Below are 22,670 nucleotides of genomic sequence, written 5' to 3'. Positions count from 1 at the left end.
GTTGCTATAAGCCTGAATAGTAGTCGTAACCTTGTTCTGCCCAGTAATCTCTGGGTCTCTTATCGCTAAAAGCCATGGTTCCGATTCTTTTCAGATTTTTAATGCCGTACTTAGCGGGTACAATCAGTCTTAAGGGAGCGCCGTGCTCTATACTAATCGGTTTACCATTCATTTCATAAGCCAGTAAGGTTTGTGGATGCAGGATGCTTTCTCTTTCTAATCCTACATAATATGCTCCATTTGGCGTTTCTAAACCCATATATTGTTTTTGAGCTTCTTCCTCGAGTTTAAAATGTGCTAAAAAGTCGCTTAGTTTTACGCCTGCCCAATATTGGATTTCATCCCAGCCCTCTACACATTTAAAATCGTAAACAATCTCTGTTTTGGGCAATGCCTTTAACGCTTCAATACTGATGTGCCGGTCTTTTTGGTTTCTAAGCTTTACGGTGAGTTTCCAATTGCTAACATCAAAATCCTCATCATCTTCAATACCAATCAGGCCGTTTACCCTCGGTGTTTTAACCGCTTCGGCTATTGGATAAGTTTTAGCCAGGTGTTTGTTGCTGAAGAAATTGCGAAAAAAGAGTTCTGTTTTATTCAGCGCCCTGCGTAACGGAGCGCGGGTACCACCTGTAATGCCAGGCGTTTCTTCTTTAGCATCTAAAAGCCAATTCCAGCCTGCAATTGCACTTGTTCCAAGGGCTGCAAATACCCCAAATGAAATAAAGGTGCGTCGCCTGATCTTCTGCTCAACAGTTAAAGGAGCCTTAATCTTCTTATTATGGTTTGCTTTCATCTTTATCTTCGGTTTTTTCAGTTGTTAGGGGGGCTTCTTTAAGTTGAGGCTCCTTTTCTTCCACTTCAAATCCTGCCACTACCGCTCTGAAATTATTCCATCCGGCAAGCAATACCTGGACAATGTGGATCAAAAAGAAAAATACATAGCCAATGGTTAAAGTAAAGTGCAGAATCCTGGCGAAATGATAACCGCCACATAACCAGCAGAGCCAGTAAAATTGTACCGGTTTGTAAATGGCCAGGCCTGTTGCCATGGAGCCAATGCCCATCAATATAATGGCCGTATAGGCTATGCGCTGCGCCGCATTGTATTTCTTTTGTGGCGGAACAGCTTTACGGATATGAAGATCGTGAAGAAGTACCAGCCAGGCTTCTTTAAAAGAGTGTTTATTTGGTAACAGCTCCCGCCAGGCGCCTGAAATAACAGTATAAACGATGTACAGCAAGCCATTAATAAAAAAGAACCACATAAAAAGAAAGTGAAATGCCATTCCTTCTGCCAGCCGTGCCGAAATGTGGAAATAATCGTAAAACCATTCAGGAAAAAATTTGATCAGGCTGAAGCCAAATATTGAAATGCCATAAGCATCATTTGCCCAGTAAATCAAAAGTCCGCTCCAGATCATTACCGTCAGAACCGGAAAATTAACCCAATGCGTCCACCGCATTAAGAGCGAATGTTTTTCTTTAATTACTTTCATGCTGAGATTGTTTATAGTACAAACGCAAGAGGTTATCGCCCGGATTTATGACTTAACTCATGATCTAACAGGTTATTCATCCTTGTTGCTGCAGTTATCGTACCCGTTTTATTGTTTTGCAAAAAGGCAATCAGTTCCGTAGGCTGCTCCCCATTCACCTGGTTTATTGGTACATTTACTGTACCATTGTTTTTTCCTCCCAGCGCTACAGTTTCAAACTGACTTACAATCTGCACATGGCTTAAAATTTTGCCTTTATTTTCACCCTTTAAAACCTGGTTGCTTGCTTTTGCAATGACCAAAGCTACTGCCAGCGAATAGCCATCGGTTGGTTGATCAGTATTATAATTAAGTACGAGGTTACTCTTGTCTGTTTTGCTGGTTGAAACAGTTAAATTTCCCGGTGATGGTTTGGCAAGTGCTGTTTTAATGCTATTGCGAAAGATATTTTCTTCTGAACCTATAAATTCTCTGCTTCCATTTACCACAACCTGTGGTGTGTAAACGGTTTTAAGGTTAAGCCAATTGGCATATTGGTTCTGCCTGGAAGAAAATGTTGCACTGCTAAAACGATCTTTCCAACCCAGCCTGTCCCAATAATCTACATGAAAGGCCAATAGGTATACAGGCTTGTTTTGGCTTTCTTTTTCGATCTGAGCCAATAATACATCGGCAGGAGGGCAGCTAGAACAGCCTTCTGAAGTAAAAAGTTCTACCACTGCAAAACCTGTTTTGGCCTGAGGTTTTGATACAGTTTTATTATCTGCAATAAAGGCAACACTGAGGAGGCTTATTACCAAAAGAGGTAATGCTATTTTTGTGATCATGGTCATCTTTTTAGGCTTAGTCGTTTTAGATGCACAACCCTTACAGAAAAAAATAAAAAAATATGTAAGGATGTTTCTTTTCTCACGACTAATCAATTAAGCACTATATTTATATAAGATACATAAAAAATGCAAAACGAAACAGACAAAGGCCTCACGGCCAAAAGTCTTCACTCAGACCCGCTTAGCTGGGTTGAAAAATATGCCGATTACCTCTATGGATTTGCCATGTCGAGATTACGGGATGAAGATGTGGCCAAAGATCTGGTACAGGATACCTTTTTGGCCGGATTGCAGCGTTTAGACCGTTTTGAGGGGAATAGTGAGGAAAAAACGTGGTTAACAGCTATCCTTAAAAACAAGATTACCGATTTTTACCGGAAACGATCTGCCGTTAACTTAAAGGTAATGAACGCAGAAAATGAACAGCAGGATTTTTTTGATGCAGAATCAGGGCATTGGACTGAAAAACATTACCCGAGAGCATTTGATTTGGAGGCAGACAATCCATTGATGATGAAAGAGCTGGGCAGCATATTAAATGAATGTTTAGCCAAACTTCCCGGATTATGGTTCTCGGTATTCTCGATGAAACACATGGACGATCTGGCCTCCGAGCTGATTTGTACCGAACTTAAACTCACTGCAGCTAATTTCTGGGTAATTATGCACCGCACAAAACTTAACCTGAGGGCCTGCCTTCAAAAAAACTGGAACTGATATGACGAGCGCGCTAAAAAATATAATCTATAACTGTAAACAGGCTACTTTTTTGATCGAAAAAAGAATTGCCGGAAAAATTACCGCTGCCGAAACACTACAGTTGCATATACACCTGGCAGGCTGTTCGGTATGCAAAGTTTATCAGCAACAGAGTATATTAATTAACAGGGTATTTGTAGGGTTTAAAAACACTGATTTTAAACTGGATGAAGCCTTTAAAAAAACATTAACGGAGAAGATTGAAAAAGAAATCAATAAAAATTAATTTTTCTTGTAAGGTTTTACTTATTGCTTCGACTAAAGGATAAACAAAACGCATAAAAACATGAAAAATCAAATTTTAAAATCAGCAGGAAAATTGATTATGGCCGCTTTAGTTGTGGCTAGCCTTTCGTTACCAGGCTTTGCTTCGGTAAACAGTCCTTTACAAGAAAAGATGTCTAAAATGAAACAAGACAAAATGGAAAAGAAAAAAATGGACAAAATGAAAACCGATTCGACGAAAAAAGCCAAAATGGAAAAATCTAAAATGGCTAAAGGAAAAATGTCGAAAAGTAAAATGTAAAAAAAACAGGCAGGGAAATTCACTTTTCCCTGCCTGCTGTTAAATAAATATAAAATGAAAAAAATTATACTATTTGTTGGCTTAATTGTTGCATTATCCTTTCAGGTAAAGGCACAACAAGGTTTAAAAGAAGGAGATAAAGCGCCCCTGTTTAATGGAGTAGATCAAAACGGTAAAACGGTGAGCCTGAAAAATGCGCTCAAAACGCACCGCTCGGTGGTACTGTTTTTTTATCGCGGACAATGGTGCCCATATTGTAACAAACACATTAAAGAGCTTCAGGATTCTTTGAGCCTGTTAACCGGTAAAGATGCTTATGTTATCGGTGTTACACCTGAAACGAAAGAAAACATCGATAAAACCATCAAAAAAACAAATGCTGGCTTTTCTATCGTTCAGGATAAAGACGATGAAATTATGAAAGCCTATAATGTTAATTTCGTTATGGACGAAGCTACCTTTACCAAATATAAGGGTTATGGGATAAATTTAGAAGATAACAATGGGAATACCCGGCATACCTTACCTGTGCCTGCAACTTATATTATAGATCGTTCAGGTAAAATCAAATATGTTCATTTCGATCCCAACTATCAAAAAAGAGCCTCGGTAAAAATCTTGCTTTCCAAACTTTAGGCCGATTTAATAAACATTCTTTAATACACCCGGCGCTCTTAATGGCGGTGGGTGTTTTTGTTTGGAATAAGCAGTATGAAACCGAAGTGCAGGTAAGAATGGCTTCAGGATTCTTTTTCTATCCGGAATAAATTAAATTTGTAAGAATACACTAACAGATGCTTTTCCATTTTAAAGATAAATTTCCTCAATTAAATCCTTATTGGGATAAATATCTGGAATTTCAGCAACGGATAGAGGTTCCGGCGAAAACCATTTTATTGGAAGAGGGTAATGTATCACAACATTATTATTACGTTGAAAAAGGTTGTGTTCGTGCGGCCTTAAATAAACAAGGTGATGATAAAACCGTGCAGTTTTTCTTTGAAAAAGAAGGTTTAACATCTTTAGAAAGTTTTCTGAAGAATACTCCTAGTTTATTTACCATCGAAACAATAACACCTTCGGTTATTTATCTGTTGCATAAAACCAAAGTGAATGCTTTAATGACCGAATTGCGTGAGGTGCCGGGATTTGCGGATGTAATCTTAAATGTTCTTGCCGAGCGGCAGGTGCATTATATGAATGAGTTTGTTTCCTTTATCAGGGATACACCCGAAGAACGTTATCAAAAACTCTTACAGGAAAGGCCGCACATTGTACAGCGTGTACCACAACATTATATAGCCTCTTATTTGGGGGTAACCCGGGTGCACCTAAGCCGTATAAAAAGTGCGCTGCTTAAAAAAGTTAATCGGTAACATATGTTATCGTTCTGCATTTCAGCCAAATCTAACTTTGTATCAACAAAATACAAAAAAGATGAAAGCAGCAGTAATATATCAAAAAGGGGAATTACCTCAATACGTAGATTTTAACGAGCCGGTAGCGCAAAACGACCATGAAATATTGGTGCGTGTAAAGGCGGTTGCCATTAAACATTTCGATAAGGGCACAGCGACAGGTACGCATTATTCGAGCGATGCACCAAAAGCAGCGGGCCGTGTAATTGGTGGTGATGGCGTATGTATGCTCGAAGATGGTACACGCGTTTATGGGATAGGTGTAAGTGGAATGTTGGCGGAAAAAGCAATTATAGAAAAGCGCAGGATGGTGAAATTGCCTGATGGGTTAAGCGATACAACAGCTGCTGCATTGGCCAATGCAGTTATTGGCTCTGCCATGGCCTTAAGGTTTAAAGCCGCTATCCAGCCTGGAGATGTGGTATTGGTTAACGGTGCAACTGGCTTTACCGGAATGGTGGCCGTACAAATTGCAAAATATTATGGTGCAGCAAAAGTAATTGCAACAGGTAGAAATGTACAGACACTTCAAAATCTGTTGGCACTTGGGGCAGACGAAATTATTGAGATTACGCCCGATAACGCTGCATTTTTATTACAGGTAAAACAACAACATCAGGAAAAGCCAATAGACGTGATTATCGATTACCTCTGGGGCACTACCGCTGAACTTTTGTTATCCAGCTTAATGGGGCAGGGGGCGTTTACGAATAAGGTAAGGTTTGTTTCTGTAGGCAGTATGTCTGGCGATCTGATTCAGCTATCGGCTGCTAATTTAAGAAGCGTTGATCTGCAACTCACCGGTTCAGGGCTGGGTAGCTGGAGCAAAGAACAGGTTGGATTGTTATTTACCGAAATATTACCGCAAATGTTTCAGTTGGCAGCGGCTGGCAAATTAAAAATAGAAACCATTGATGTTAAGTTAGCTGACATTTCCAGCCTTTGGGGGCTTGAAGTTAAAGATGGCAAACGTTTAGTGGTAACCATCTAAATTCTTCCGAGTATTTATTAATTTAAATACCCGTTAGCAGAAATAGGTATCGATAATTCACTTCCGTGTAAAATCATCCATTAATTTCATGGTAATCCATGCATCTTCACCACTGCATGGATTTGGCCCTTTACCCAAAAAGTAATCAACTACCTTTTCGATCATCGGTTGTTGCACATGCTGTAAAGGTTCAAATGCATGTTCTTCAGTGGATTGATCAGTTGTGACCTTAATTTTATGGCCAAACATCGGGAAACTGATATGGCCTTTTGAACCATATACTACGCAACTATCATTCTGATCTTGCGGCGCTACGGAGAAACACCAGGTGCCAGCGAAAACAACTCCGTTTTTGAAAAGGATATTTCCTGAAACCAGGTCATCTACCCCGGTGTTTTCCTGCTGTCTGGTGGCAATACCCATGGCATTTTTCACAGCACCGAAATAATAAGTCATCAGGTCTAATTGATGTGGAGCCAGGTCATGGAATAAACCACCCCCAGAAATGGCCGGGTTAATCCGCCAATTATCGGCTGTTTTTGCAATAAGCATGGGGTTTTGCGATTGGAGCATTTTTAACCGGACTAAACGGACGTCTCCAATAACCCGCGCAGCCAGTAGTTCTTTAACTTTTAAAAACATGGGTTGAGCCCGGCGGTAATGGGCTACGCAAAGCTTCACATTTAATTTGTTTGCTGCATTAGTCATGCGTTGAGCAGCTTCAGCATCTAAAGTCATGGGTTTTTCTACATACACCGGCTTGCCGGCTTTTAGAGCCTCAATTGCGTAAGCTTCGTGCTGTAGGGGTGGCGTAGCAATATAAATGGCATTCACTTTAGGGTCGTTAATCAGTTGAGTAGCATTATCATACCATTTAGGTACCTGGTGCCGCCTCGCATAATCAGCAGCTTTAGCACTATCGCGGCGCATTACCGCAACAAGTTTGGAGTAGTTTACCTTATTAAAAGCAGGTCCGCTTTTTACTTCTGTTACATCTCCACAGCCTATAATTCCCCATCTTATTTCGTTCATTATGCCATTCGTTTAAAAGTTTGAATTTAGAAAATATTGTCAGGAAAAGCATTGTATTGTAGAAAATTGGTGCCCTAGATGGACAAAAAATAAAAGACATGGTTTATAACCTTGAAAATCTTTTTAGCAGTGAAAAAAAGTAATCTGTTAGCTGTTGTATGATGTAAACTGCTGGAAAGCGTAGCCAAAATTAAATGTAAAAGAAAAGGGATCCACTTGGGGAGTGATCCCTAATCAACTAACCAAACAAATATTCCGGAAACCACGCCGGAATCGAATATATAAACGAAATAATTAAGAGATTGTTTTAATGGGTTTGTTTATTTACGATATTTTTTAAAAAGAAAATAAAATCCTGACCAAAAAATATGGCCTTCCTTTTTTAACTTTGCAGCATGCAAAATCTTTCCAAGAAGCTCCAGGTTGATCTTATTGAACTTAAGGCAAAATATGCTTTTCTTATCGATGAACTTGAAGTAACATTTGCAGATGCTTACCTGTCGAAGATTGAAACTAAACAACGTTTAGCTGAGCAGATGATGATGGAAATGGAAAGGATACTGAGCGAGGGCAGCGGACCTCAGGAAAACTGATCCATCAAGAAAACAGCACAAGAAGTACCATTTATCATTAATTTGAAGCAATGATCCGGTAATTGAACCGATTTTGACTATAGTCGTGTTCGAACAGAAAAAATAACAGGATCTAAATGCTTTTTGGGCTACCTCTTTTTTAAAGCCGGCGGTATACTAAAAGTGGGTTTTTTATCGGCATCTTTAAAGTCTACTTCCATAAAGTAACGCTTTTTTTTGATGATGTAGTTTTCTATAAACCACAAAATATCTGGCAGATTTTCAACCATTGGAGAACCAGCTATTTCGTGCCCCATATTTTGCACATACTGAAAGTAATAAGGATATCCGTTTTTTTTGAAAGTGCGTGCAAGGTACTTGGAACCAAAAAAGCCCCTGTTCAGTAACCTCACTTTATTATAGGGCACAAGCTTGTCGGCCGTGCCATGGAAAAGCATGGTAGGTGCTGGCGGTATGGTATATTTTGGCGCTCCATGATAACTTAATATTGCCCCTGCAAAAGAAATTACCCCTTTGTACTGAAAAAGCTGTGGAAGCTTAGCCGATAAGGCTGTTGCATTACGCTTGTTGTAATCGGCATGTAGTGCTGTAATAGCGCCCGCACTTGATCCCGACAGGATGACCATAGCTGTATCTATACCGATTTCTTTCGCATTTTTGATCAGGTAGCCTGTTGCACTGAAAACATCACTGGTAGCGGTATCTATTGCTGCTTTTAAGTTAGAAGTGTTAAACGGACTGGGGAATTTTTTTCCCTTAAGCCCTAATCTGTAATCAACAGAGACCACTTTATAATTGTGTGCTATTAAGGTGTTAAAGTATTGATCAAATAACTTGCTGTCTCTGCGGCCCATTACAAAACCGCCACCAAATACAAAAAGCACTGTGGGCTTAATGTCTGTTATTTTACCACTATAATAAATATCTAATTTCAGGGCACCTGAATCTGTTTGCGAAAATATTCTGGTTTCTACATGATATTTTTTATCCTGGAGTACAATTTGCCCCATTGAAGATAAAGAGCATAATAAAATTGCCAGGAACAGCATGCTAAGCGGATATACTTTGTTATTTGGCATTATTTATTCTTATAAAGGCTTTTACTACCTGTTATTGCATCAGTTTATTTTTAAGCTAATTTATTGCATTTTTAACTCAAGTGCAATTACGTATTATACAATATCTAATTGCGTATAACTGCGATTTCTACTGTTTATAACCATTTAACTTAAACAACAAAATGTTTTTGCAAACAACATCATTTCTGAAAATAGGCACAATAATAGGTGGTTCACAATTTTTAAATTGAGATTTGATAAAATTTATACTGTTTTCATCGTAAAGATTAGAAGGCACAATATAATAGGCATTGTCGCCAATAGTTAACTTCTGCTTGTATTGGTTAGACCAATAATATTGGTGAAGATCGAATATTTCTCCAAGGCCATAGGTTTGCAGACCGGTTCTGTTACAAACATAGAAATCTAAATGGGCTGCCGGAAACCAATTTGTAATCACAATAGTTTTGGCTGTTTTGTTTTTTTCTGATGATTTATCCATACGGTAAACAGAGTCGACCATTCTTCCGGTCTCTTTCCAGCCATACAGATCTAAGGTAGGATCGCCCTTACCCAAATGCATGGGTTCCTTTTGCGGTGAAAATGTTCCAGGGTAAAAATTAATTACGATCAGGCCGGTACCTGCAACAAATAGGTAAAACAGTAGACTAACATTAAGAATTACTTTTGCCCTTAACGGTGTAAAAGATTCCAGTTTCAATGCAGAAAGGAATATTAAACAGCTGTATGCCGGACCAGACCAATGCGGCAATGTATCTCTAAAAATTGAAAGAAAAATCAGGGTGCTGATAAGTGGAAGCGCACAACATAATAGCAGTTGTATTTCTCTTTTAAGAAGAGGTTTTTTGGCTTTAATGAAACTAAAAACTGCCATCCACGACAGAAAAAAAATAACAGGGTTGTTGTAAAATATTTGCCCGCTAATTTCTCTGGCAAAAGCCAAGGGGTTTATACCGGCATGAAACAGGCTGACCCGGTTACTATGGTAGGTATAAGTAATGAAATGATGTTTGATATTCCAGATAAGAAATGGAGATATAATTATCAAACTAATTAACATGGAAACATACATGCCTTTCTGTGCCAATAATCTTCTATTGCTAAACAGGGCGAAAATGATAATGCCGGCCCATAAGTAGATGCCATGTATCTTACACATCATACAAAGACCTGCCGCTACTCCAAACCAGCACCAAAGACTTAGCGAAGGTAAACCCTTATGAATGGACCTGGCGATTTTAAGTAGCAAAAAGATGCTCCACAGCCAAAAAAACATCTGAGGGCTATCAGGTAAAATAAATGTCCCGGCAATGATGCTGCAATAAAAAGATGAAGAATAAAGTAAAACGGCAAACCAGCCCACGCGTGCATTAAGTAGCAATTTACCTATTTTATATACGATTATTGTACCGATTGCAGATGATACGATGGCGCCGATCCGGACTGCTAATTCGTTGTGTATATACAGATCGGCCGTTGTTATTCTGATTAACCACGCCACAAATGGAGGATGATCAAAATAATTCCATTGCAGATTTAAAGCATATGTCCAATAATATACCTCATCGTTTCCAAGTGATGTTGTTGAGGCTATGATCAGTTTAATCACCGTCATCGCCATTACAAAAAGCCAAAGTTTAACCGGAACTTCTTTCACTTAAATGGGATTGGCCTGACCAGTGATTTTAAGCTGTTTGTATCTTCTGTTAAGCTTTGCTGATCTGAAAAGTTTAAGATCGTATACCTGATGATAGCTTAAAATTGCACAGCTTATACCGGCCGCTGCTCCAAAAATTACATCAATAAGAAAATGTTGTGCCAGGTATATACGTGAATAGCCGATTAAAAAAGCAAAGAATAAACAATAAAAGGAGATTTCTTTTTTCTTGAAAACCAAAACTACTACTGTGGCCAGGGCAAAGGCCGATGCGGTATGACCTGAAGGGAAAGAATTCTGACCATGCACATTAACCCCTTCAACAAAATGATTATATTGAAATAAAGTCTGCTCAAAAAAATATTTTGGCCGTGGCATGTGAAATATTCTTTTAGCAACCTGAACAAGTACTCCTGAATAAATATAAGCTAGGGCCACTGTAAGGGCTTTTTTCTTTTTGCGTATGGTAAGTAAGATTATTGCGACCAGGATACTAATTAAACCATCGCCAAGATTAGTGATATACTTAAAAAAAATATCCAGCCACCGGGTATGAAAGCGATTAAAGATGAGAAAGCCCTCTGTTTTTGAAAAACTAAAATTAAAAATGATTGCCAGCAGCAGTATTACCAGCGCAGTAAAAAAATAACAATTTAGCTTAGTCAGTCTTTTTAGCGTATGCATATATACTCTTTAGAAAGCAAAATTATACAGGTTATGTCATCAGAAAGTTAAGCGAATATCATGTTTATGTCATGTAGGATAATTGAGTTATTCATTACCCGATCGATTGGAACAATATCAATTATTGGCCTTGGCAATTACAGGCAGAAGAAAGTCTTTTGTTAACATTTCTTAATAAGTTAATATGAAACCACTCATAATTTAAAACGCTATATGTTGCTTTGCAACCAAAGAATTAATAATTAATTATGCAAAACAGCCAGATAAAAGTTAGCAAAGATCTACAGCAGTTTATTGATAAGTTTGAACCCAGCAAATTTAAACTCATGCCGGGTGGGATCGAAATAAGAGGAATAAACGATATACATAGAAATATTGCCCAGGCCAGAGAAATTATTGCCAGATTAAAACTTCGCTTAACGGTTTCACATAATGCCGAGATGCTTAGTTACCGCGGTTTTGAGGTAAACAACCTATAAGTCAAAACTGATTTATCTGGTTTATTATTAGCCTGTTTATCAGGGCCATTATTATAACACGGTTTCCGTTAATAGCATTTTTTCGATTGTGAATATCAATCAAAAAGATAATGTGTACGGCTGTAAATAAAAAGAGGACCAAATATTGGCCCTCTTTTTATCAAATCGTTAGTTGTATAATCCGAGTTCTGCCAGCGATGCAAACTGTAACCCATCCTGTGCGGTATTCATAATAACCTTTAAGTACCTTAATGTTTTGGTGCTGCCAAACGCAAAATATTGTACTCCTTCAGCATTTTGAGCTACATAATTGTTTACTGATACGAAATTTATATTATCGGTACTTATTAAAACCTCAAAGTTTTTAATCGCGCGGCTTAAACCGCTTCTCTGCACTAAACTTAGTCCGTTTGCCGATTTCGAAGATCCCAAATCAATCACAACCTGATGCGGATAACTTGTTGCGGAAGTAGTCCAGCGTGAGTGCCAGAACGTACTGTAGCTACCATCAATTAAAGTAGCAGCCCTGCCATTGACAGCACCCTCGCCGCTGGTTTCTTCAGAGCTGAAAGCGTTTATGCTCCAGCCAGTTTTACTTAATTCGGTTAAAGGGGCTACATTGTCTTGTAAGGTAGAGGGATCAGTGCTTGGTGCTGGTAAACCTAATGCTGCCATGTCTGCATATATTTGAGTTGTAGCTGCTGAAGTAGATAAATTCAATCCCCATTTTTGAAAGAAAGTACTTAAGTTTTTACCCGATATACTACAAGCTTTCAGCATGAAATAACGCATTCTGGCATCATCATTGGCCAAGGTTGGATTTTCAACACGCATATCCTTTGCCAGGGTTCTATAAAAATTATCACCGTAGGCTAGGGTTAATTGTTGAAACATGCAGAGCCTGATAAACAGATCGGTTAAAGGATTGGCATAACTTGTTGATCCGTTGTAATCTTTGGTGCCTGCAGGTTTTCCTAAATAGGTAAAAGCTTTTGGCCACACACCATCGTTTACCAACCTGTTGATAGAAGGGGTAAGGGTACGCTGCACATATAAACTGTAAAGATTTACCGAAACCTCACCCAGAGCACCCCAGCGCCACATCATTTGGTGTTGGTGGCCCAGTTCGTGCCATAAGCCCCAGCCATTGGTACCCACTGCGCTTAATGTTAAAATTGCATTAACATCTGAGGTGATATAAGCCGTGCGGTAATCGTAAGCAAAAAAGTAATAGGCCGGATCTTCGTGTTGCGTTAAAAGATAAGTATGCACATTTTTTGCATGTGCAGGCAAGGAGTTATCTAAGCCGTTCAAATCATCCTCCAGCGCAATAACCTGTGTAATTTTGTTTAATATAGCATGCTGATCTTCTGCCTGGTATTGTATCGCCTTAGTTCTCGATACCACAATAAAGCAATTTGTACCCTCTAAAACAACATCAGGAGTAGTGTATGTTTGTAATTGATTAATCCAGTCTGAATTGGTGGTTACACCAAGTTTGTAATATGGAGCGTATTGATAACCGCTATTAAAAGTTACTTTAGCGGTAGAGCCGGTTGTAGAATTGGTGTACCTGATCCATAATAAGCCGCCAACAGCATTGGTAATGGTATTGGTACCCGCTGTTAACTGTACGGATGTGGGCTGGGTGTTCCAGGTGCCATATCTAGAATAAGTACCAATTAATAATTTTGGCAGGCGGGTTCCTGTGGTTTGTTCTACGGTGATATCTAAAGTAGCACCTGGAGCCATGTATAAACCAGTTGCAGTAAAATCGGTTAAATAGTATCCATTTTTTAAGCGATCTCTCTCAATTGATGCACTAATTTTTTCTGTAACATTAAAAACATTGGTTTGAGTGAGAGATTGTATGCTGGAAGCACTCATGTTTTTTTTGCTGTTTACAATTTCTTCTTTTAATACAGCCGTTTTTTTACAGGCTGAAAGACCTACAATCGCCGAAGCGGTTAAGAGTAATAATTTTTTTTTCATTTTTTAGGTTTTAGTCAATATTTGTTTACAGTTAGCCGTATTCTATTAATTGATTACGGTAATAATTTGTTGCAGTACTGTTTAGTTAGCCAGTTTAAACCTAACCTAAATGACATAAGTCTGTTTAAAATGTCAATACAATGTATTTATAATTACATTGAAATAAAATTAAAAAGACTGCGCAAACGTTTGATCTGCATATGTTTACGAGGGTAGCCACTCAACGTGTTTCCGCTTTGGGCTAATTGCTTAGATATTAAGAAAACGGTAACTGGGGTATTATAAATAGCCCGCTGCCACTGCAAGCTTTGAATTGTCCGGAAAGATATTAGTATTTAAGAAAACCAAATCAACAAATTGGTCTATCCAATTTACCAATTGATTTTGAAGGTGGGCCTAAGACAAAGAGGTGTAAGCTAATTAATATTAATAAGTTAATTGAAATCCATATAGAGTTCGTGTTTAGGTACTAAAACGTGGTATAAAAATTAACAGGCCTCATGTAAGTTGATGATAATTAATACTTCAAAATACTTGCCTCTTTTGCCAAAAGAGAGTTGTGCTTTTTCTGCATAGGTGTGAAGTAATCTTTGCCGAATGTTTTCAAGGCCAGTATGGAAACCTGTATCATTCAGGCCTGTGTTAATCAGGTTACTTGTCTGAATACTAAAGAGCCTTTCCTGCAATTTTACTATAATTTTTCCGGGATCTTCGGGCTGGCTGAGGTTTCCATGTTTAACCATGTTTTCGGTTAGGGTAAGTAAAAGTAATGGAATTACCTCGGTCGATTCGATTTTCTGATCATAAATAAAATCCATAAATAAATCAGGCTGCTTTATTCTGCAAAGCTGGAGCAGGTTTTCTACCTGTCTGATCTCGGCTTCCAAAGGCATAATTTCCGGACCATGTTCACATTCCAGTGCGTAACGCATCAGTTTTGAGAGGTACCGTACGGCTTCTGCAGCCCGGGGTTCAGTCTTATGTGTACTGTTGTAGATATAGGTTAAAGTGTTAAACAAGAAATGTGGATTGATCTGCGCTTTGAGATAGGCATTTTTGGCATTAGCCAATTCGAGCGTTATTTGCTTTTGTTTTAACATTTCCTCGATTGCTTCTTTTTCAAGTTTTGTTGTTCTGTGTTTCTGTTGGAAATAACTTTTAATAAAGTAATAAGCTGTTGAGAACAACAGGAAATAGATTCCCCGCCAAAGTGTTGAAGACATAAATTTCCAGTCTGTAACCGTAAGCTTGTCAATAGAAACTATTGTGGCTTTTGAAAGAAATCTGTCTGTAAGGTATACGGTGGCAGTATATAAACCTATTTCAAGTATTGTTAATATAATTATACTCAGATAAACAGGTTTTTGTGGTTTTAAACCTTTTCCTAATACCAGTTCAGCGTGGATATAGAATAGCGCTATATTGATAATGTAGTGGATACAATAGTTTAATACAGAGGCATTTATTTTAAGGATTAATGAGATCAGTATATATTCATAAAGAATGAAAGTAGCCCATGCGATAATATGCCAGCGGTAATTTTTTAGCCAGTTTTTCATTTTGTTTTCAGGTTAAAATGCGGTTTCACAACAGTCAATAATTGCTTTACGTAATGTGGTCTTTCAGCGGTTTTGATGCTGCTAATTTTCGTCTATGAAAAGAATTACAGACTTAAAATCGACCCGGAAAACTGCGTTTGTTTTCCGTTCACAAAAAGCAGCAAGCTTGCGCTTTCAAAAAAGTGATCCAACTACAAGTACAATGACCGTTATTACAACACTTACGACTCATTCAGATTTGCAAATGTCAATCCCTTAATCGTTTTGAGATAAGGGTTTGGCTTTCAATATAATTCATAAATGCCTCTTTATATTGTGGGGTCATGAGCACTTCGTACTTTCCAAGGTCGATTTTGTGCCCATTAATTTCCTTTACAAAGGAGGTGTTAATCATGTATGATTTATGAACGCGGTAGAAATGCTCATTTTCCCGGAGTTTTTCCTCCATTTCTTTAATGGTCATATATACCGAATAATCGTTTGTTGGTGTGTAAATGTGCACATGGTTGTTTGAACCCTGGAGATAGATGATATCTTTTTTGAGTACTTTGGTAAGCCTGCCACGTTCGCCATTTGTGCGCAGGAAAAATGCTTCCTCATTTTCTCTTACAAGACTTTGTGCATCGTAATATTCTGAAAGTACCTCATTAACTACTTCTGCAAAATCGCCTATATTGAAAGGTTTTAACAGGTAGTGTTTTGCCCTGACTTTAAAAGCATCCAATGCAAATTCCGGGTAGGAAGTTGTAAAAATAATATTATGTGATTTAGGTTTTAGGATATCGGCGAGTCGTAGGCCTGAAATAGCAGGCATATCGATATCTAAAAAGATCAGCTGTTTATTACTTTCTGCGCTAATTTCGCTTAAGGCCTCTACCGGTTTTGTGAAGGTACGGTGGATTTTTAGCCTTGGCATTTCCGCAATATGATCTTGTAAAATATTAATTGCAGTAGGATCATCATCAATGATGATGCAAGAGATTGAGTGTTTCATTAAGATAGATTTAAATAGATAAAGGCAATTTAATAAATTATTTTTAATAAGGTAATGTAAAAGCTTAATGATGTGGTAATTAATCTTAATGCGATTAATTAATAAGCCGATGTGAATAGATGGTTTATCGGTCTATATCTTAAAATCTATTTCTTAAAATAAGGATGAAGAAAATAATTAGGCAGGGGTATAAAAAAAGAAACGACCAATTCTGGTCGTTTCTTTAAGTACTCAGAGCGGGAATCGAACCCGCACGCCTGTTGAGGGCACAGGATTTTAAGTCCTGCGTGTCTACCAGTTCCACCATCTGAGCCTTAGTTCTTCCCGATTTCCATCGGGTTACCTAATTAAAAATGCCTTCTGGTAGGAAGGCATCGTGGAGCGAAAGACGAGATTCGAACTCGCGACCCCGACCTTGGCAAGGTCGTGCTCTACCAACTGAGCTACTTTCGCAAAATTTACACATTCGCTGTGTTCCTTTGGGGTTGCAAATATAGAAATTAAACTTTTCAATGCAAAAAAATAAAATAAAAAAAATGTGCTAAACTGATTATTGGTTAAAAATGAGGATGATAAACTTAAACGGTTATTCATAATAATGGCGCTGTTGTGTTTTGAAAGGCAATCATTATATAAAAATGAAAGCAGCAGATCCATTCGGTAAGGTGCGACACAAACCGATAGACCGCAGATATTGAATGTTATACTGTAGCCTGTTTTACGGGGATCAATAAGATAATTTTTTACCACAAAGAAAATAAGTAGGAAGTCAGCTAAGGGTGTTTGACCTCAAAGGCTTTTTTCATCGCGTTCAGGTTTGAATCTTTGATATTTGTTAATAATTGTTTTATAATTGTTAAATGGCAGGCAGACCAGAATAACTAAGACCAAAACCTAAACAAATGATAACTTTAAACCATACCAACGTAGATCAATCTTATGCGATTGGAATTGATGTTGGTGGCTCATCGCTCAAATGCGGTGTAGTAAACCAGCAGGGTGAAATTTTATATTCCACATTAATTCCGCTGAAAAAAGCAAAAACGCAGGGTGCAATTATTGCACTGATTGTGGAGGCCATCCAAACCTGCGCTTCGAAGGTTAAACAACCTATTCTGGGTGTTGGAATAGGATTTCCGGGTACGATATACAACAATAAAATTATTGCCGGTGCAGATAATTTGCCAGGATTTAAACAACTGGCCCTTGGGGAAATTTTGCAGGATGTAACCCGTTATAATATTATCATGGACAATGATGCCAATTTAATGGGACTTGGCGAAATGACCTATGGTGCCGCCAAAGACTGTAGCGATGTGGTTTTTCTTACTGTTGGTACAGGGATAGGGGGGGCGATTATGATTGACAATAAGTTGTATGGCGGTTTTAGAAACAGGGGAACAGAATTAGGGCATATTATTATACAGCACAATGGATTAGCCTGTGCGTGTGGTTTAAAAGGATGTTTGGAAGCCTACGCTTCGGTAACAGCATTATTGAAACACTACCAGTTTATTCATCCGGGTATACCCCAAACAGACGAGGTTGATGGCCGGTACATTATAGATAAGTACCTGGCAGGAGAAGAGTATGCAGTAAAAGCAATGGAATTACATTTCGATTACCTGGCTACAGGAATAACCAGTTTTATTAACATTTTTAGTCCCGAAAAAATTGTAATAGGAGGAGGCATCAGTGAAGCCGGAGCTTTTTACACCAGGGAAATAGAGCGAAGAATCAAAACATTGGCCGTACCGGTATCTTCTATACATTCATTAGTTGTTCCGGCCAAATTGGGTAATAAAGCAGGCTTGCTGGGCTGTGCCGCTAATGTTTTTCAAAAATTTAAAGCATTCGATTACGTAACCACTTAAATTTTAGTTTCATGGCCCTCATTGCATAAGAGGGCTATTGAACTGTAGCACAGTTAGGCTTATGTGGCCTTATATTGCTTATATGGTTTTAAGATTGTGTCTTAGAACGGGGGTAAAACAAAAAAAGCCTCGATTTTCATCAAGGCTTTTTGTTCGATTCTTTTGTTGTACTCAGAGCGGGAATCGAACCCGCACGCCTGTTGAGGGCACAGGATTTTAAGTCCTGCGTGTCTACCAGTTCCACCATCTGAGCAGGTGTTCACCTTTTAAATAAAATGCTTTCTGTTAAGAAAGCATTTAGAGCGAAAGACGAGATTCGAACTCGCGACCCCGACCTTGGCAAGGTCGTGCTCTACCAACTGAGCTACTTTCGCATAAACAAAACTGTTGTTGTTGTTTCGTTTTGGTGATGCAAATATAGGCAGATTTATATATCTGTCAAGGAATTTCTTGTTAAAAAATTAATATTTAATTTAAATTGCTGGCTTTCAGCGCAAGTAAAATTAAATCAGTTTCGAAACCTTTTGCCTGAAGGTAGCTCATCAGCTTATTTTTTCTTTTAAACGGATCATTTTCGGAGAGGCTTTCAGCTTTTTTTAGTGCTAATCTCTCTATCTTCAGTAAATAATCATCCTCGTCAATACTGTAAATTGCCTTTTGTAAAATTTTATCAGGCACGCCTTTCAGTTTTAAACCCTGTTTAATTTTAACCCTTCCCCAATGTTTGATGTTAAATTTGCCAGATACATAACTTTTGGCAAAACGCTCTTCATTTAAAAAATTGTTTACAATCAGTTCGGTGATGATTTCTTCCAGCTCCTCACCACGCATACCCCATTCTACCAGTTTATAACGTACTTCCTGTTGCGACCGCTCCTGGTAAACACAAAAATTTTCGGCTTTGGCCAAAGCTTGTTTTTTATCCAATAATACTGCGTCTTGTTTACTGCTTTTCATAATTAATTACTGAAATTCGTAAAAATAAAAGCGATTACCGTATTTTTCTGAATATAATACCATGCAAAACCCAATATATACCATTGCCAAAATAGCCGAAATTTTAAATGCTGATTCAAAATTAATTGACAGAGAGGTTGTTATTCAATACCTGGTAATTGATAGCCGTTCAGTTTTGGTACCAGAAAATTCTTTGTTTTTTGCTTTGTCTTCACACCGCAATGGGCATGAATTTATAAAAGATGCTTATGCCAGGGATATCCGCAATTTTGTGATCAGCGAAGCTAAGTACGTAAATCAATATCCCGATTGTAATTTTTTACTGGTTAATGATGTTTTGGCAGCCTTACAGCAACTGGGCATTTACCATAGGAATCAGTTTCATTTTAAAACCATAGGCATTACAGGAAGTAATGGGAAAACAATTGTAAAGGAATGGCTTTATCAGCTTTTGGCTGCCGATTTTAACATTGTTAAAAGTCCTAAAAGTTACAACTCGCAAATTGGTGTACCGCTTTCGGTGTGGCAGATTGAGGCCGATCATACCCTGGGGATTTTTGAAGCTGGTATTTCTGCCGTGAACGAAATGCAGCGCCTGGCAGATATTATTCAGCCTGAAATAGGGATCTTAACCAATATCGGCGAAGCGCATGCCGAAGGATTCAGTTCTAAAAAAGAAAAGCTTACCGAAAAGTTGAAACTTTTTAAAAATGCTGATTTATTCATTTATTCACCCGAATATGTAACAGAGGTAAGTGCAAAAGATTTGCCCGGTAAGAAAAAATTTAGTTGGAGCAGTAAGCAGTTTGCAGACTTGCAGATCACGACTGTCGAACCCATCGAAGGCAACTGCTACCTAAGGGCTATCTATCAAAATACCGAAATAGCGTGCATGCTGCCTTTTAAAGATAAAGCCTCAATAGAAAACGGCATGATCTGCTGGGCAACTTTGTTGGCTTTGGGTTATACCCCCGAACAGGCCGATGCACGTTTGGAAAAACTAAGCCATGTAAGTATGCGACTCGAACTGAAAAATGGGATCAACCAGTGTTCCATTATCGACGATTCATACAGTGCCGATATCTCTTCTCTGGCCATTGCGCTCGATTTTTTAAATCAGCAGAACCAGCATCCTAAAAAAACCGTTATCCTATCTGAATTATTTGAAACCGGAAGGGATGATCTTGATTTATATACCGAAATTGCGGAGTTACTTACCCAAAAAAAGGTAAACCGTTTAATCGGTATCGGAACGCATATTTCGCGGTATGCTGATCTTTTCAGGTTCGAAACCCAATTTTTTGATGATACCAATGCATTTGTAGAAGCTTTTCCGGGTTTACAGTTTAGTCACGAAACCATATTGGTAAAAGGGGCGAGGCGCTTCGGGTTTGGCCGGATCAGTAAACTGCTTACCCAAAAAATACACGATACGGTTTTGGAAATTGACCTGAATGCGATGGTGGGCAACCTGCAGTTTTACCGTTCTAAAATTAAGCCGGGTGTTAAGATCATGGCCATGGTTAAAGCTTTTTCATATGGAAGTGGCAGTTTCGAAATTGCTAATTTATTGCAGTTCCATAAGGTAGATTATCTTGCAGTAGCTTATGCCGATGAGGGTATTGCATTACGCAAAGCTGGCATTACACTGCCCATTATGGTGATGAGTCCGGAGGAATCGGCTTTCGAAGCCATTATCAGGCACAGGCTCGAACCCGAAATTTACAGTTTAGAAATTCTGAACAGTTTTTTAAATGCGCTATCGGATTACGACTTCGATTACCCGATCCACATTAAAATCGACAGTGGCATGCACCGTTTAGGTTTCGATCAATCTGAAATTGATGCCTTATTGGACTTGTTAAAAGATTCGGCAAGGGTAAAAGTACAGAGTATTTTTTCTCACCTGGTGGCAAGCGATGCAGCAGCGCACGATGGATTTACCCGGCAACAGATCGATAAATTTAAAATCATTGCCCATCAATTAGTTAACAATTTAGGCTATAAACCATTACTGCATATTTCTAACACTTCAGGCATCTCACGATGGCCCGAAGCCCAGATGGATATGGTACGTTTGGGAATTGGCCTGTATGGCTTCGATGCTGCTTTGGCCAATAACCGCGGACTGCAAACCGTTATGGTACTTAAAACAACCGTTACCCAGGTAAAAAACCTGCAACCCGGCGAAACCGTAGGCTATAGCAGAAAAGGCATCATGCCAAACGGAGGAAAAATAGCCACTGTAAAAATTGGCTATGCCGATGGTTATACGAGGTACTTTGGTAATGGAGTAGGTAAAATGCTTGTAAATGGGCATTTAGTGCCGGTAATAGGCTCCATCTGTATGGATATGACCATGCTGGATGTGACAGGAATCGACGTAAAACCGGGCGACGAGGCTATTGTTTTTAATCAGGAGCATACCATTATGCAGCTCGCCAAAGATATTGATACTATCCCTTATGAAATCCTGACTAATATTTCGCAAAGGGTTAAAAGGGTTTATTTCTATGAATAAGTTCAATAGTCATTAGTTCACTGGTTCATTGGTCATGAGTATGGTAAATCGTCTAATGGTTCACTGGTTCATTGGTCATTAGTATGGCAGATTGCCTAATGGTTCACTGGTTATTCGTTCATTGGTCATTAGTATGGCAGATTGCCTAATGGTTCACTGGTCATTCGTTTATTAGTCATTAGTATGGCAGATTGCCTATTGGTTCACTGGTCATTCGTTTATGGGTCATTAGTATGGCAGATTGCCTATTGGTTCACTGGTCATTCGTTTATTGGTCATTAGTATGGCAGATTGCCTATTGGTTCACTGGTCATTAGTTCATTGGTCATTAGTATGGCAGATTGCCTAATGGTTCACTTGCCATTCGTTCATTGGTCATTAGTATGGCAGATTGCCTATTGGTTCACTGGTCATTCGTTTATTGGTCATTAGTATAGTAAATCGCCTATTGACTTGTTGCTCAGTGGTTCATTGAGTTATGGTGCGGCAGATTGTTTACAGCAGTTTTTATATAAACAATTGGTAATGAGCTGGTCATGGTACGGGCGGTTGCACCGTATACGCCCTGCGCCAATGAACTAATGGACCAATGGCTAATGAACTAAAAAAAATGCTAAATTTGCAACATGAATAAAGTTGGGAAAGCTATTTTAAACTATCTGATTAAAGGTTTATTAATTGTTGTACCCATAGCCGTAAGTGTTTTTATTGTGGTTTGGGCAGTTACAACCGTTGATAGCTGGTTAAACGTAAAGAATATATTTGGTGTTAATCCGCTTACCGGCGAAAGCAGGAACATACCCGGCCTGGGTTTGCTTACCGTTGTGACCATTATTTTACTGGCAGGTATTTTTGTAACCAATTTGGTTACCGAACCCATGTACAACTGGTTTCAGCGGATGATGCACAGGTTACCTTTGCTTAATTTCATCTATTCTTCTATAAAAGATTTAACCGAAGCCTTTGTGGGCGACGAAAAAAAATTTAACCATCCCGTATTGGTTGAGGTAGAAGGCGGTTTAAAGAAGATTGGTTTTTTAACGCAGAACGATTTAAACAAACTGGATTTACCCGATGAAGTAGCGGTTTATTTTCCGCTTTCCTACTCATTTGCAGGCCAGCTGTGTATTGTACAGCGCAATAAGGTTACTGATTTAAAAATGACCGCTGCCGATGCCATGAAACTGGTGGTGAGCGGTGGAGTAAGCGGATTATAAACAAATATC

General features: G+C 38.6%; 22 protein-coding genes and 4 tRNA genes. 11 read left to right on the top strand and 15 right to left on the bottom strand.

Annotation, left to right across the window (positions count from 1 at the left end; genetic code table 11):
* Positions 1 to 4 precede the first annotated feature (4 nt).
* From ACFSR6_RS19000 to ACFSR6_RS18990, 3 genes are read right to left on the bottom strand one after another with little or no spacing between them, the layout of a single operon-like run.
* On the bottom strand, positions 5 to 796 hold the full coding sequence (locus ACFSR6_RS19000; RefSeq protein WP_379081806.1) for a molybdopterin-dependent oxidoreductase: 792 nt from the start codon (positions 794 to 796) through the stop codon (positions 5 to 7).
* The gene (locus tag ACFSR6_RS18995; RefSeq protein WP_379081804.1) at positions 780 to 1,499 is read right to left on the bottom strand and encodes a cytochrome b/b6 domain-containing protein; all 720 of its coding nucleotides are present in this window, start codon (positions 1,497 to 1,499) and stop codon (positions 780 to 782) included. The genes ACFSR6_RS19000 and ACFSR6_RS18995 overlap by 17 nt, the downstream gene beginning before the upstream one ends.
* A gap of 32 nt (positions 1,500 to 1,531) precedes the next feature.
* Complete coding sequence (locus tag ACFSR6_RS18990) at positions 1,532 to 2,326, bottom strand: DUF1223 domain-containing protein (RefSeq protein WP_379081802.1); 795 nt, start codon at positions 2,324 to 2,326, stop codon at positions 1,532 to 1,534.
* 129 nt (positions 2,327 to 2,455) lie between these two features.
* Here ACFSR6_RS18990 and ACFSR6_RS18985 point away from each other — a divergent pair, with 129 nt between their 5' ends.
* The 6 genes from ACFSR6_RS18985 to ACFSR6_RS18960 all read left to right on the top strand — a co-directional run bounded on the left by ACFSR6_RS18985 (position 2,456) and on the right by ACFSR6_RS18960 (position 6,023).
* Entirely contained in the window at positions 2,456 to 3,046 is a 591-nt protein-coding gene (locus ACFSR6_RS18985) for a sigma-70 family RNA polymerase sigma factor (protein WP_379081800.1), read from the top strand.
* A gap of 1 nt (position 3,047) precedes the next feature.
* A complete protein-coding gene (locus ACFSR6_RS18980; RefSeq protein WP_379081798.1) occupies positions 3,048 to 3,314 on the top strand; it encodes a zf-HC2 domain-containing protein in 267 nt (88 codons plus the stop codon).
* A gap of 60 nt (positions 3,315 to 3,374) precedes the next feature.
* Positions 3,375 to 3,614, top strand: a complete 240-nt coding sequence (locus ACFSR6_RS18975) for a hypothetical protein (protein ID WP_379081795.1) — start codon at positions 3,375 to 3,377, stop codon at positions 3,612 to 3,614.
* Positions 3,615 to 3,668: 54 nt separating this feature from the next.
* Complete coding sequence (locus ACFSR6_RS18970; RefSeq protein ID WP_379081793.1) at positions 3,669 to 4,250, top strand: peroxiredoxin family protein; 582 nt, start codon at positions 3,669 to 3,671, stop codon at positions 4,248 to 4,250.
* 158 nt (positions 4,251 to 4,408) lie between these two features.
* Entirely contained in the window at positions 4,409 to 4,990 is a 582-nt protein-coding gene (locus ACFSR6_RS18965) for a Crp/Fnr family transcriptional regulator (protein ID WP_379081791.1), read from the top strand.
* Between the two features lie 61 nt (positions 4,991 to 5,051).
* Positions 5,052 to 6,023 carry a quinone oxidoreductase family protein gene (locus ACFSR6_RS18960; RefSeq protein WP_379081789.1) on the top strand — a complete coding sequence of 324 codons (972 nt, stop codon included), beginning with the start codon at positions 5,052 to 5,054 and terminating at the stop codon, positions 6,021 to 6,023.
* A gap of 57 nt (positions 6,024 to 6,080) precedes the next feature.
* Here ACFSR6_RS18960 and ACFSR6_RS18955 read toward each other — a convergent pair whose 3' ends face one another.
* On the bottom strand, positions 6,081 to 7,055 hold the full coding sequence (locus ACFSR6_RS18955) for a Gfo/Idh/MocA family protein (protein WP_379081786.1): 975 nt from the start codon (positions 7,053 to 7,055) through the stop codon (positions 6,081 to 6,083).
* A 395-nt stretch (positions 7,056 to 7,450) separates the two neighbouring features.
* Here ACFSR6_RS18955 and ACFSR6_RS18950 point away from each other — a divergent pair, with 395 nt between their 5' ends.
* The gene (locus tag ACFSR6_RS18950) at positions 7,451 to 7,648 is read left to right on the top strand and encodes a hypothetical protein (protein WP_379081784.1); all 198 of its coding nucleotides are present in this window, start codon (positions 7,451 to 7,453) and stop codon (positions 7,646 to 7,648) included.
* Positions 7,649 to 7,776: 128 nt separating this feature from the next.
* Here the strand turns inward: ACFSR6_RS18950 and ACFSR6_RS18945 are convergent, their stop codons facing one another.
* From ACFSR6_RS18945 to ACFSR6_RS18935, 3 genes are all read right to left on the bottom strand, one after another.
* Positions 7,777 to 8,727, bottom strand: a complete 951-nt coding sequence (locus ACFSR6_RS18945) for an alpha/beta hydrolase (RefSeq protein ID WP_379081781.1) — start codon at positions 8,725 to 8,727, stop codon at positions 7,777 to 7,779.
* A gap of 127 nt (positions 8,728 to 8,854) precedes the next feature.
* Entirely contained in the window at positions 8,855 to 10,384 is a 1,530-nt protein-coding gene (locus ACFSR6_RS18940; RefSeq protein ID WP_379081779.1) for an ArnT family glycosyltransferase, read from the bottom strand.
* Positions 10,385 to 11,068: a phosphatase PAP2 family protein gene (locus ACFSR6_RS18935; protein WP_379081777.1), complete on the bottom strand. Its 684-nt coding sequence runs from the start codon at positions 11,066 to 11,068 to the stop codon at positions 10,385 to 10,387.
* 248 nt (positions 11,069 to 11,316) lie between these two features.
* On the opposite strand from ACFSR6_RS18935, the gene ACFSR6_RS18930 reads away from it, so the two are divergent.
* A complete protein-coding gene (locus ACFSR6_RS18930) occupies positions 11,317 to 11,547 on the top strand; it encodes a hypothetical protein (protein WP_183759705.1) in 231 nt (76 codons plus the stop codon).
* A 168-nt stretch (positions 11,548 to 11,715) separates the two neighbouring features.
* Here ACFSR6_RS18930 and ACFSR6_RS18925 read toward each other — a convergent pair whose 3' ends face one another.
* The 5 genes from ACFSR6_RS18925 to ACFSR6_RS18905 form a co-directional block, all read right to left on the bottom strand.
* Positions 11,716 to 13,539 carry a M60 family metallopeptidase gene (locus ACFSR6_RS18925; protein WP_379081775.1) on the bottom strand — a complete coding sequence of 608 codons (1,824 nt, stop codon included), beginning with the start codon at positions 13,537 to 13,539 and terminating at the stop codon, positions 11,716 to 11,718.
* A gap of 488 nt (positions 13,540 to 14,027) precedes the next feature.
* Positions 14,028 to 15,098 (bottom strand): sensor histidine kinase, encoded by a 1,071-nt coding sequence (locus ACFSR6_RS18920; protein WP_379081773.1) that lies wholly within the window; start codon positions 15,096 to 15,098, stop codon positions 14,028 to 14,030.
* A 247-nt stretch (positions 15,099 to 15,345) separates the two neighbouring features.
* Positions 15,346 to 16,092, bottom strand: coding sequence for a LytR/AlgR family response regulator transcription factor (locus tag ACFSR6_RS18915; protein WP_379081771.1), 747 nt, complete (start codon positions 16,090 to 16,092; stop codon positions 15,346 to 15,348).
* A gap of 228 nt (positions 16,093 to 16,320) precedes the next feature.
* Positions 16,321 to 16,405, bottom strand: a tRNA-Leu gene (locus tag ACFSR6_RS18910).
* A 64-nt stretch (positions 16,406 to 16,469) separates the two neighbouring features.
* Positions 16,470 to 16,545 (bottom strand) — tRNA-Gly (locus ACFSR6_RS18905).
* Positions 16,546 to 16,994: 449 nt separating this feature from the next.
* Between ACFSR6_RS18905 and ACFSR6_RS18900 the strand changes: the two genes are divergently transcribed.
* Entirely contained in the window at positions 16,995 to 17,966 is a 972-nt protein-coding gene (locus tag ACFSR6_RS18900; protein WP_379081769.1) for an ROK family protein, read from the top strand.
* A gap of 168 nt (positions 17,967 to 18,134) precedes the next feature.
* Here the strand turns inward: ACFSR6_RS18900 and ACFSR6_RS18895 are convergent.
* The 3 genes from ACFSR6_RS18895 to ACFSR6_RS18885 all read right to left on the bottom strand — a co-directional run bounded on the left by ACFSR6_RS18895 (position 18,135) and on the right by ACFSR6_RS18885 (position 18,923).
* Positions 18,135 to 18,219: transfer RNA gene (locus tag ACFSR6_RS18895), tRNA-Leu, on the bottom strand.
* A 48-nt stretch (positions 18,220 to 18,267) separates the two neighbouring features.
* Positions 18,268 to 18,340 (bottom strand) — tRNA-Gly (locus tag ACFSR6_RS18890).
* A 94-nt stretch (positions 18,341 to 18,434) separates the two neighbouring features.
* A complete protein-coding gene (locus ACFSR6_RS18885) occupies positions 18,435 to 18,923 on the bottom strand; it encodes a regulatory protein RecX (protein WP_379081767.1) in 489 nt (162 codons plus the stop codon).
* A 61-nt stretch (positions 18,924 to 18,984) separates the two neighbouring features.
* Here ACFSR6_RS18885 and ACFSR6_RS18880 point away from each other — a divergent pair, with 61 nt between their 5' ends.
* Entirely contained in the window at positions 18,985 to 21,444 is a 2,460-nt protein-coding gene (locus ACFSR6_RS18880) for a bifunctional UDP-N-acetylmuramoyl-tripeptide:D-alanyl-D-alanine ligase/alanine racemase (protein WP_379081765.1), read from the top strand.
* Between the two features lie 626 nt (positions 21,445 to 22,070).
* Positions 22,071 to 22,661: a DUF502 domain-containing protein gene (locus ACFSR6_RS18875; RefSeq protein ID WP_379081764.1), complete on the top strand. Its 591-nt coding sequence runs from the start codon at positions 22,071 to 22,073 to the stop codon at positions 22,659 to 22,661.
* The last annotated feature ends 9 nt before the right edge of the window (positions 22,662 to 22,670 follow it).

The sequence above is a fragment of the Pedobacter vanadiisoli genome, from assembly GCF_042684385.1.
GTDB classification, from domain to species: Bacteria; Bacteroidota; Bacteroidia; order Sphingobacteriales; family Sphingobacteriaceae; genus Pedobacter; species Pedobacter vanadiisoli.
The sequence above is the reverse complement of the archived record's forward strand: the minus strand, read 5'-3'. Positions and strand labels throughout refer to the sequence as shown.

What these genes read in the sequence shown, in the direction of transcription:
- ACFSR6_RS19000 (WP_379081806.1), bottom strand. Translation starts at nt 796, where the DNA reads ATGAAAGCAAACCATAATAAGAAGATTAAGGCTCCTTTAACTGTTGAG.
- ACFSR6_RS18995 (WP_379081804.1), bottom strand. Translation starts at nt 1,499, where the DNA reads ATGAAAGTAATTAAAGAAAAACATTCGCTCTTAATGCGGTGGACGCAT.
- ACFSR6_RS18990 (WP_379081802.1), bottom strand. Translation starts at nt 2,326, where the DNA reads ATGATCACAAAAATAGCATTACCTCTTTTGGTAATAAGCCTCCTCAGT.
- ACFSR6_RS18985 (WP_379081800.1), top strand. Translation starts at nt 2,456, where the DNA reads ATGCAAAACGAAACAGACAAAGGCCTCACGGCCAAAAGTCTTCACTCA.
- ACFSR6_RS18980 (WP_379081798.1), top strand. Translation starts at nt 3,048, where the DNA reads ATGACGAGCGCGCTAAAAAATATAATCTATAACTGTAAACAGGCTACT.
- ACFSR6_RS18975 (WP_379081795.1), top strand. Translation starts at nt 3,375, where the DNA reads ATGAAAAATCAAATTTTAAAATCAGCAGGAAAATTGATTATGGCCGCT.
- ACFSR6_RS18970 (WP_379081793.1), top strand. Translation starts at nt 3,669, where the DNA reads ATGAAAAAAATTATACTATTTGTTGGCTTAATTGTTGCATTATCCTTT.
- ACFSR6_RS18965 (WP_379081791.1), top strand. Translation starts at nt 4,409, where the DNA reads ATGCTTTTCCATTTTAAAGATAAATTTCCTCAATTAAATCCTTATTGG.
- ACFSR6_RS18960 (WP_379081789.1), top strand. Translation starts at nt 5,052, where the DNA reads ATGAAAGCAGCAGTAATATATCAAAAAGGGGAATTACCTCAATACGTA.
- ACFSR6_RS18955 (WP_379081786.1), bottom strand. Translation starts at nt 7,055, where the DNA reads ATGAACGAAATAAGATGGGGAATTATAGGCTGTGGAGATGTAACAGAA.
- ACFSR6_RS18950 (WP_379081784.1), top strand. Translation starts at nt 7,451, where the DNA reads ATGCAAAATCTTTCCAAGAAGCTCCAGGTTGATCTTATTGAACTTAAG.
- ACFSR6_RS18945 (WP_379081781.1), bottom strand. Translation starts at nt 8,727, where the DNA reads ATGCCAAATAACAAAGTATATCCGCTTAGCATGCTGTTCCTGGCAATT.
- ACFSR6_RS18935 (WP_379081777.1), bottom strand. Translation starts at nt 11,068, where the DNA reads ATGCATACGCTAAAAAGACTGACTAAGCTAAATTGTTATTTTTTTACT.
- ACFSR6_RS18930 (WP_183759705.1), top strand. Translation starts at nt 11,317, where the DNA reads ATGCAAAACAGCCAGATAAAAGTTAGCAAAGATCTACAGCAGTTTATT.
- ACFSR6_RS18925 (WP_379081775.1), bottom strand. Translation starts at nt 13,539, where the DNA reads ATGAAAAAAAAATTATTACTCTTAACCGCTTCGGCGATTGTAGGTCTT.
- ACFSR6_RS18920 (WP_379081773.1), bottom strand. Translation starts at nt 15,098, where the DNA reads ATGAAAAACTGGCTAAAAAATTACCGCTGGCATATTATCGCATGGGCT.
- ACFSR6_RS18915 (WP_379081771.1), bottom strand. Translation starts at nt 16,092, where the DNA reads ATGAAACACTCAATCTCTTGCATCATCATTGATGATGATCCTACTGCA.
- ACFSR6_RS18900 (WP_379081769.1), top strand. Translation starts at nt 16,995, where the DNA reads ATGATAACTTTAAACCATACCAACGTAGATCAATCTTATGCGATTGGA.
- ACFSR6_RS18885 (WP_379081767.1), bottom strand. Translation starts at nt 18,923, where the DNA reads ATGAAAAGCAGTAAACAAGACGCAGTATTATTGGATAAAAAACAAGCT.
- ACFSR6_RS18880 (WP_379081765.1), top strand. Translation starts at nt 18,985, where the DNA reads ATGCAAAACCCAATATATACCATTGCCAAAATAGCCGAAATTTTAAAT.
- ACFSR6_RS18875 (WP_379081764.1), top strand. Translation starts at nt 22,071, where the DNA reads ATGAATAAAGTTGGGAAAGCTATTTTAAACTATCTGATTAAAGGTTTA.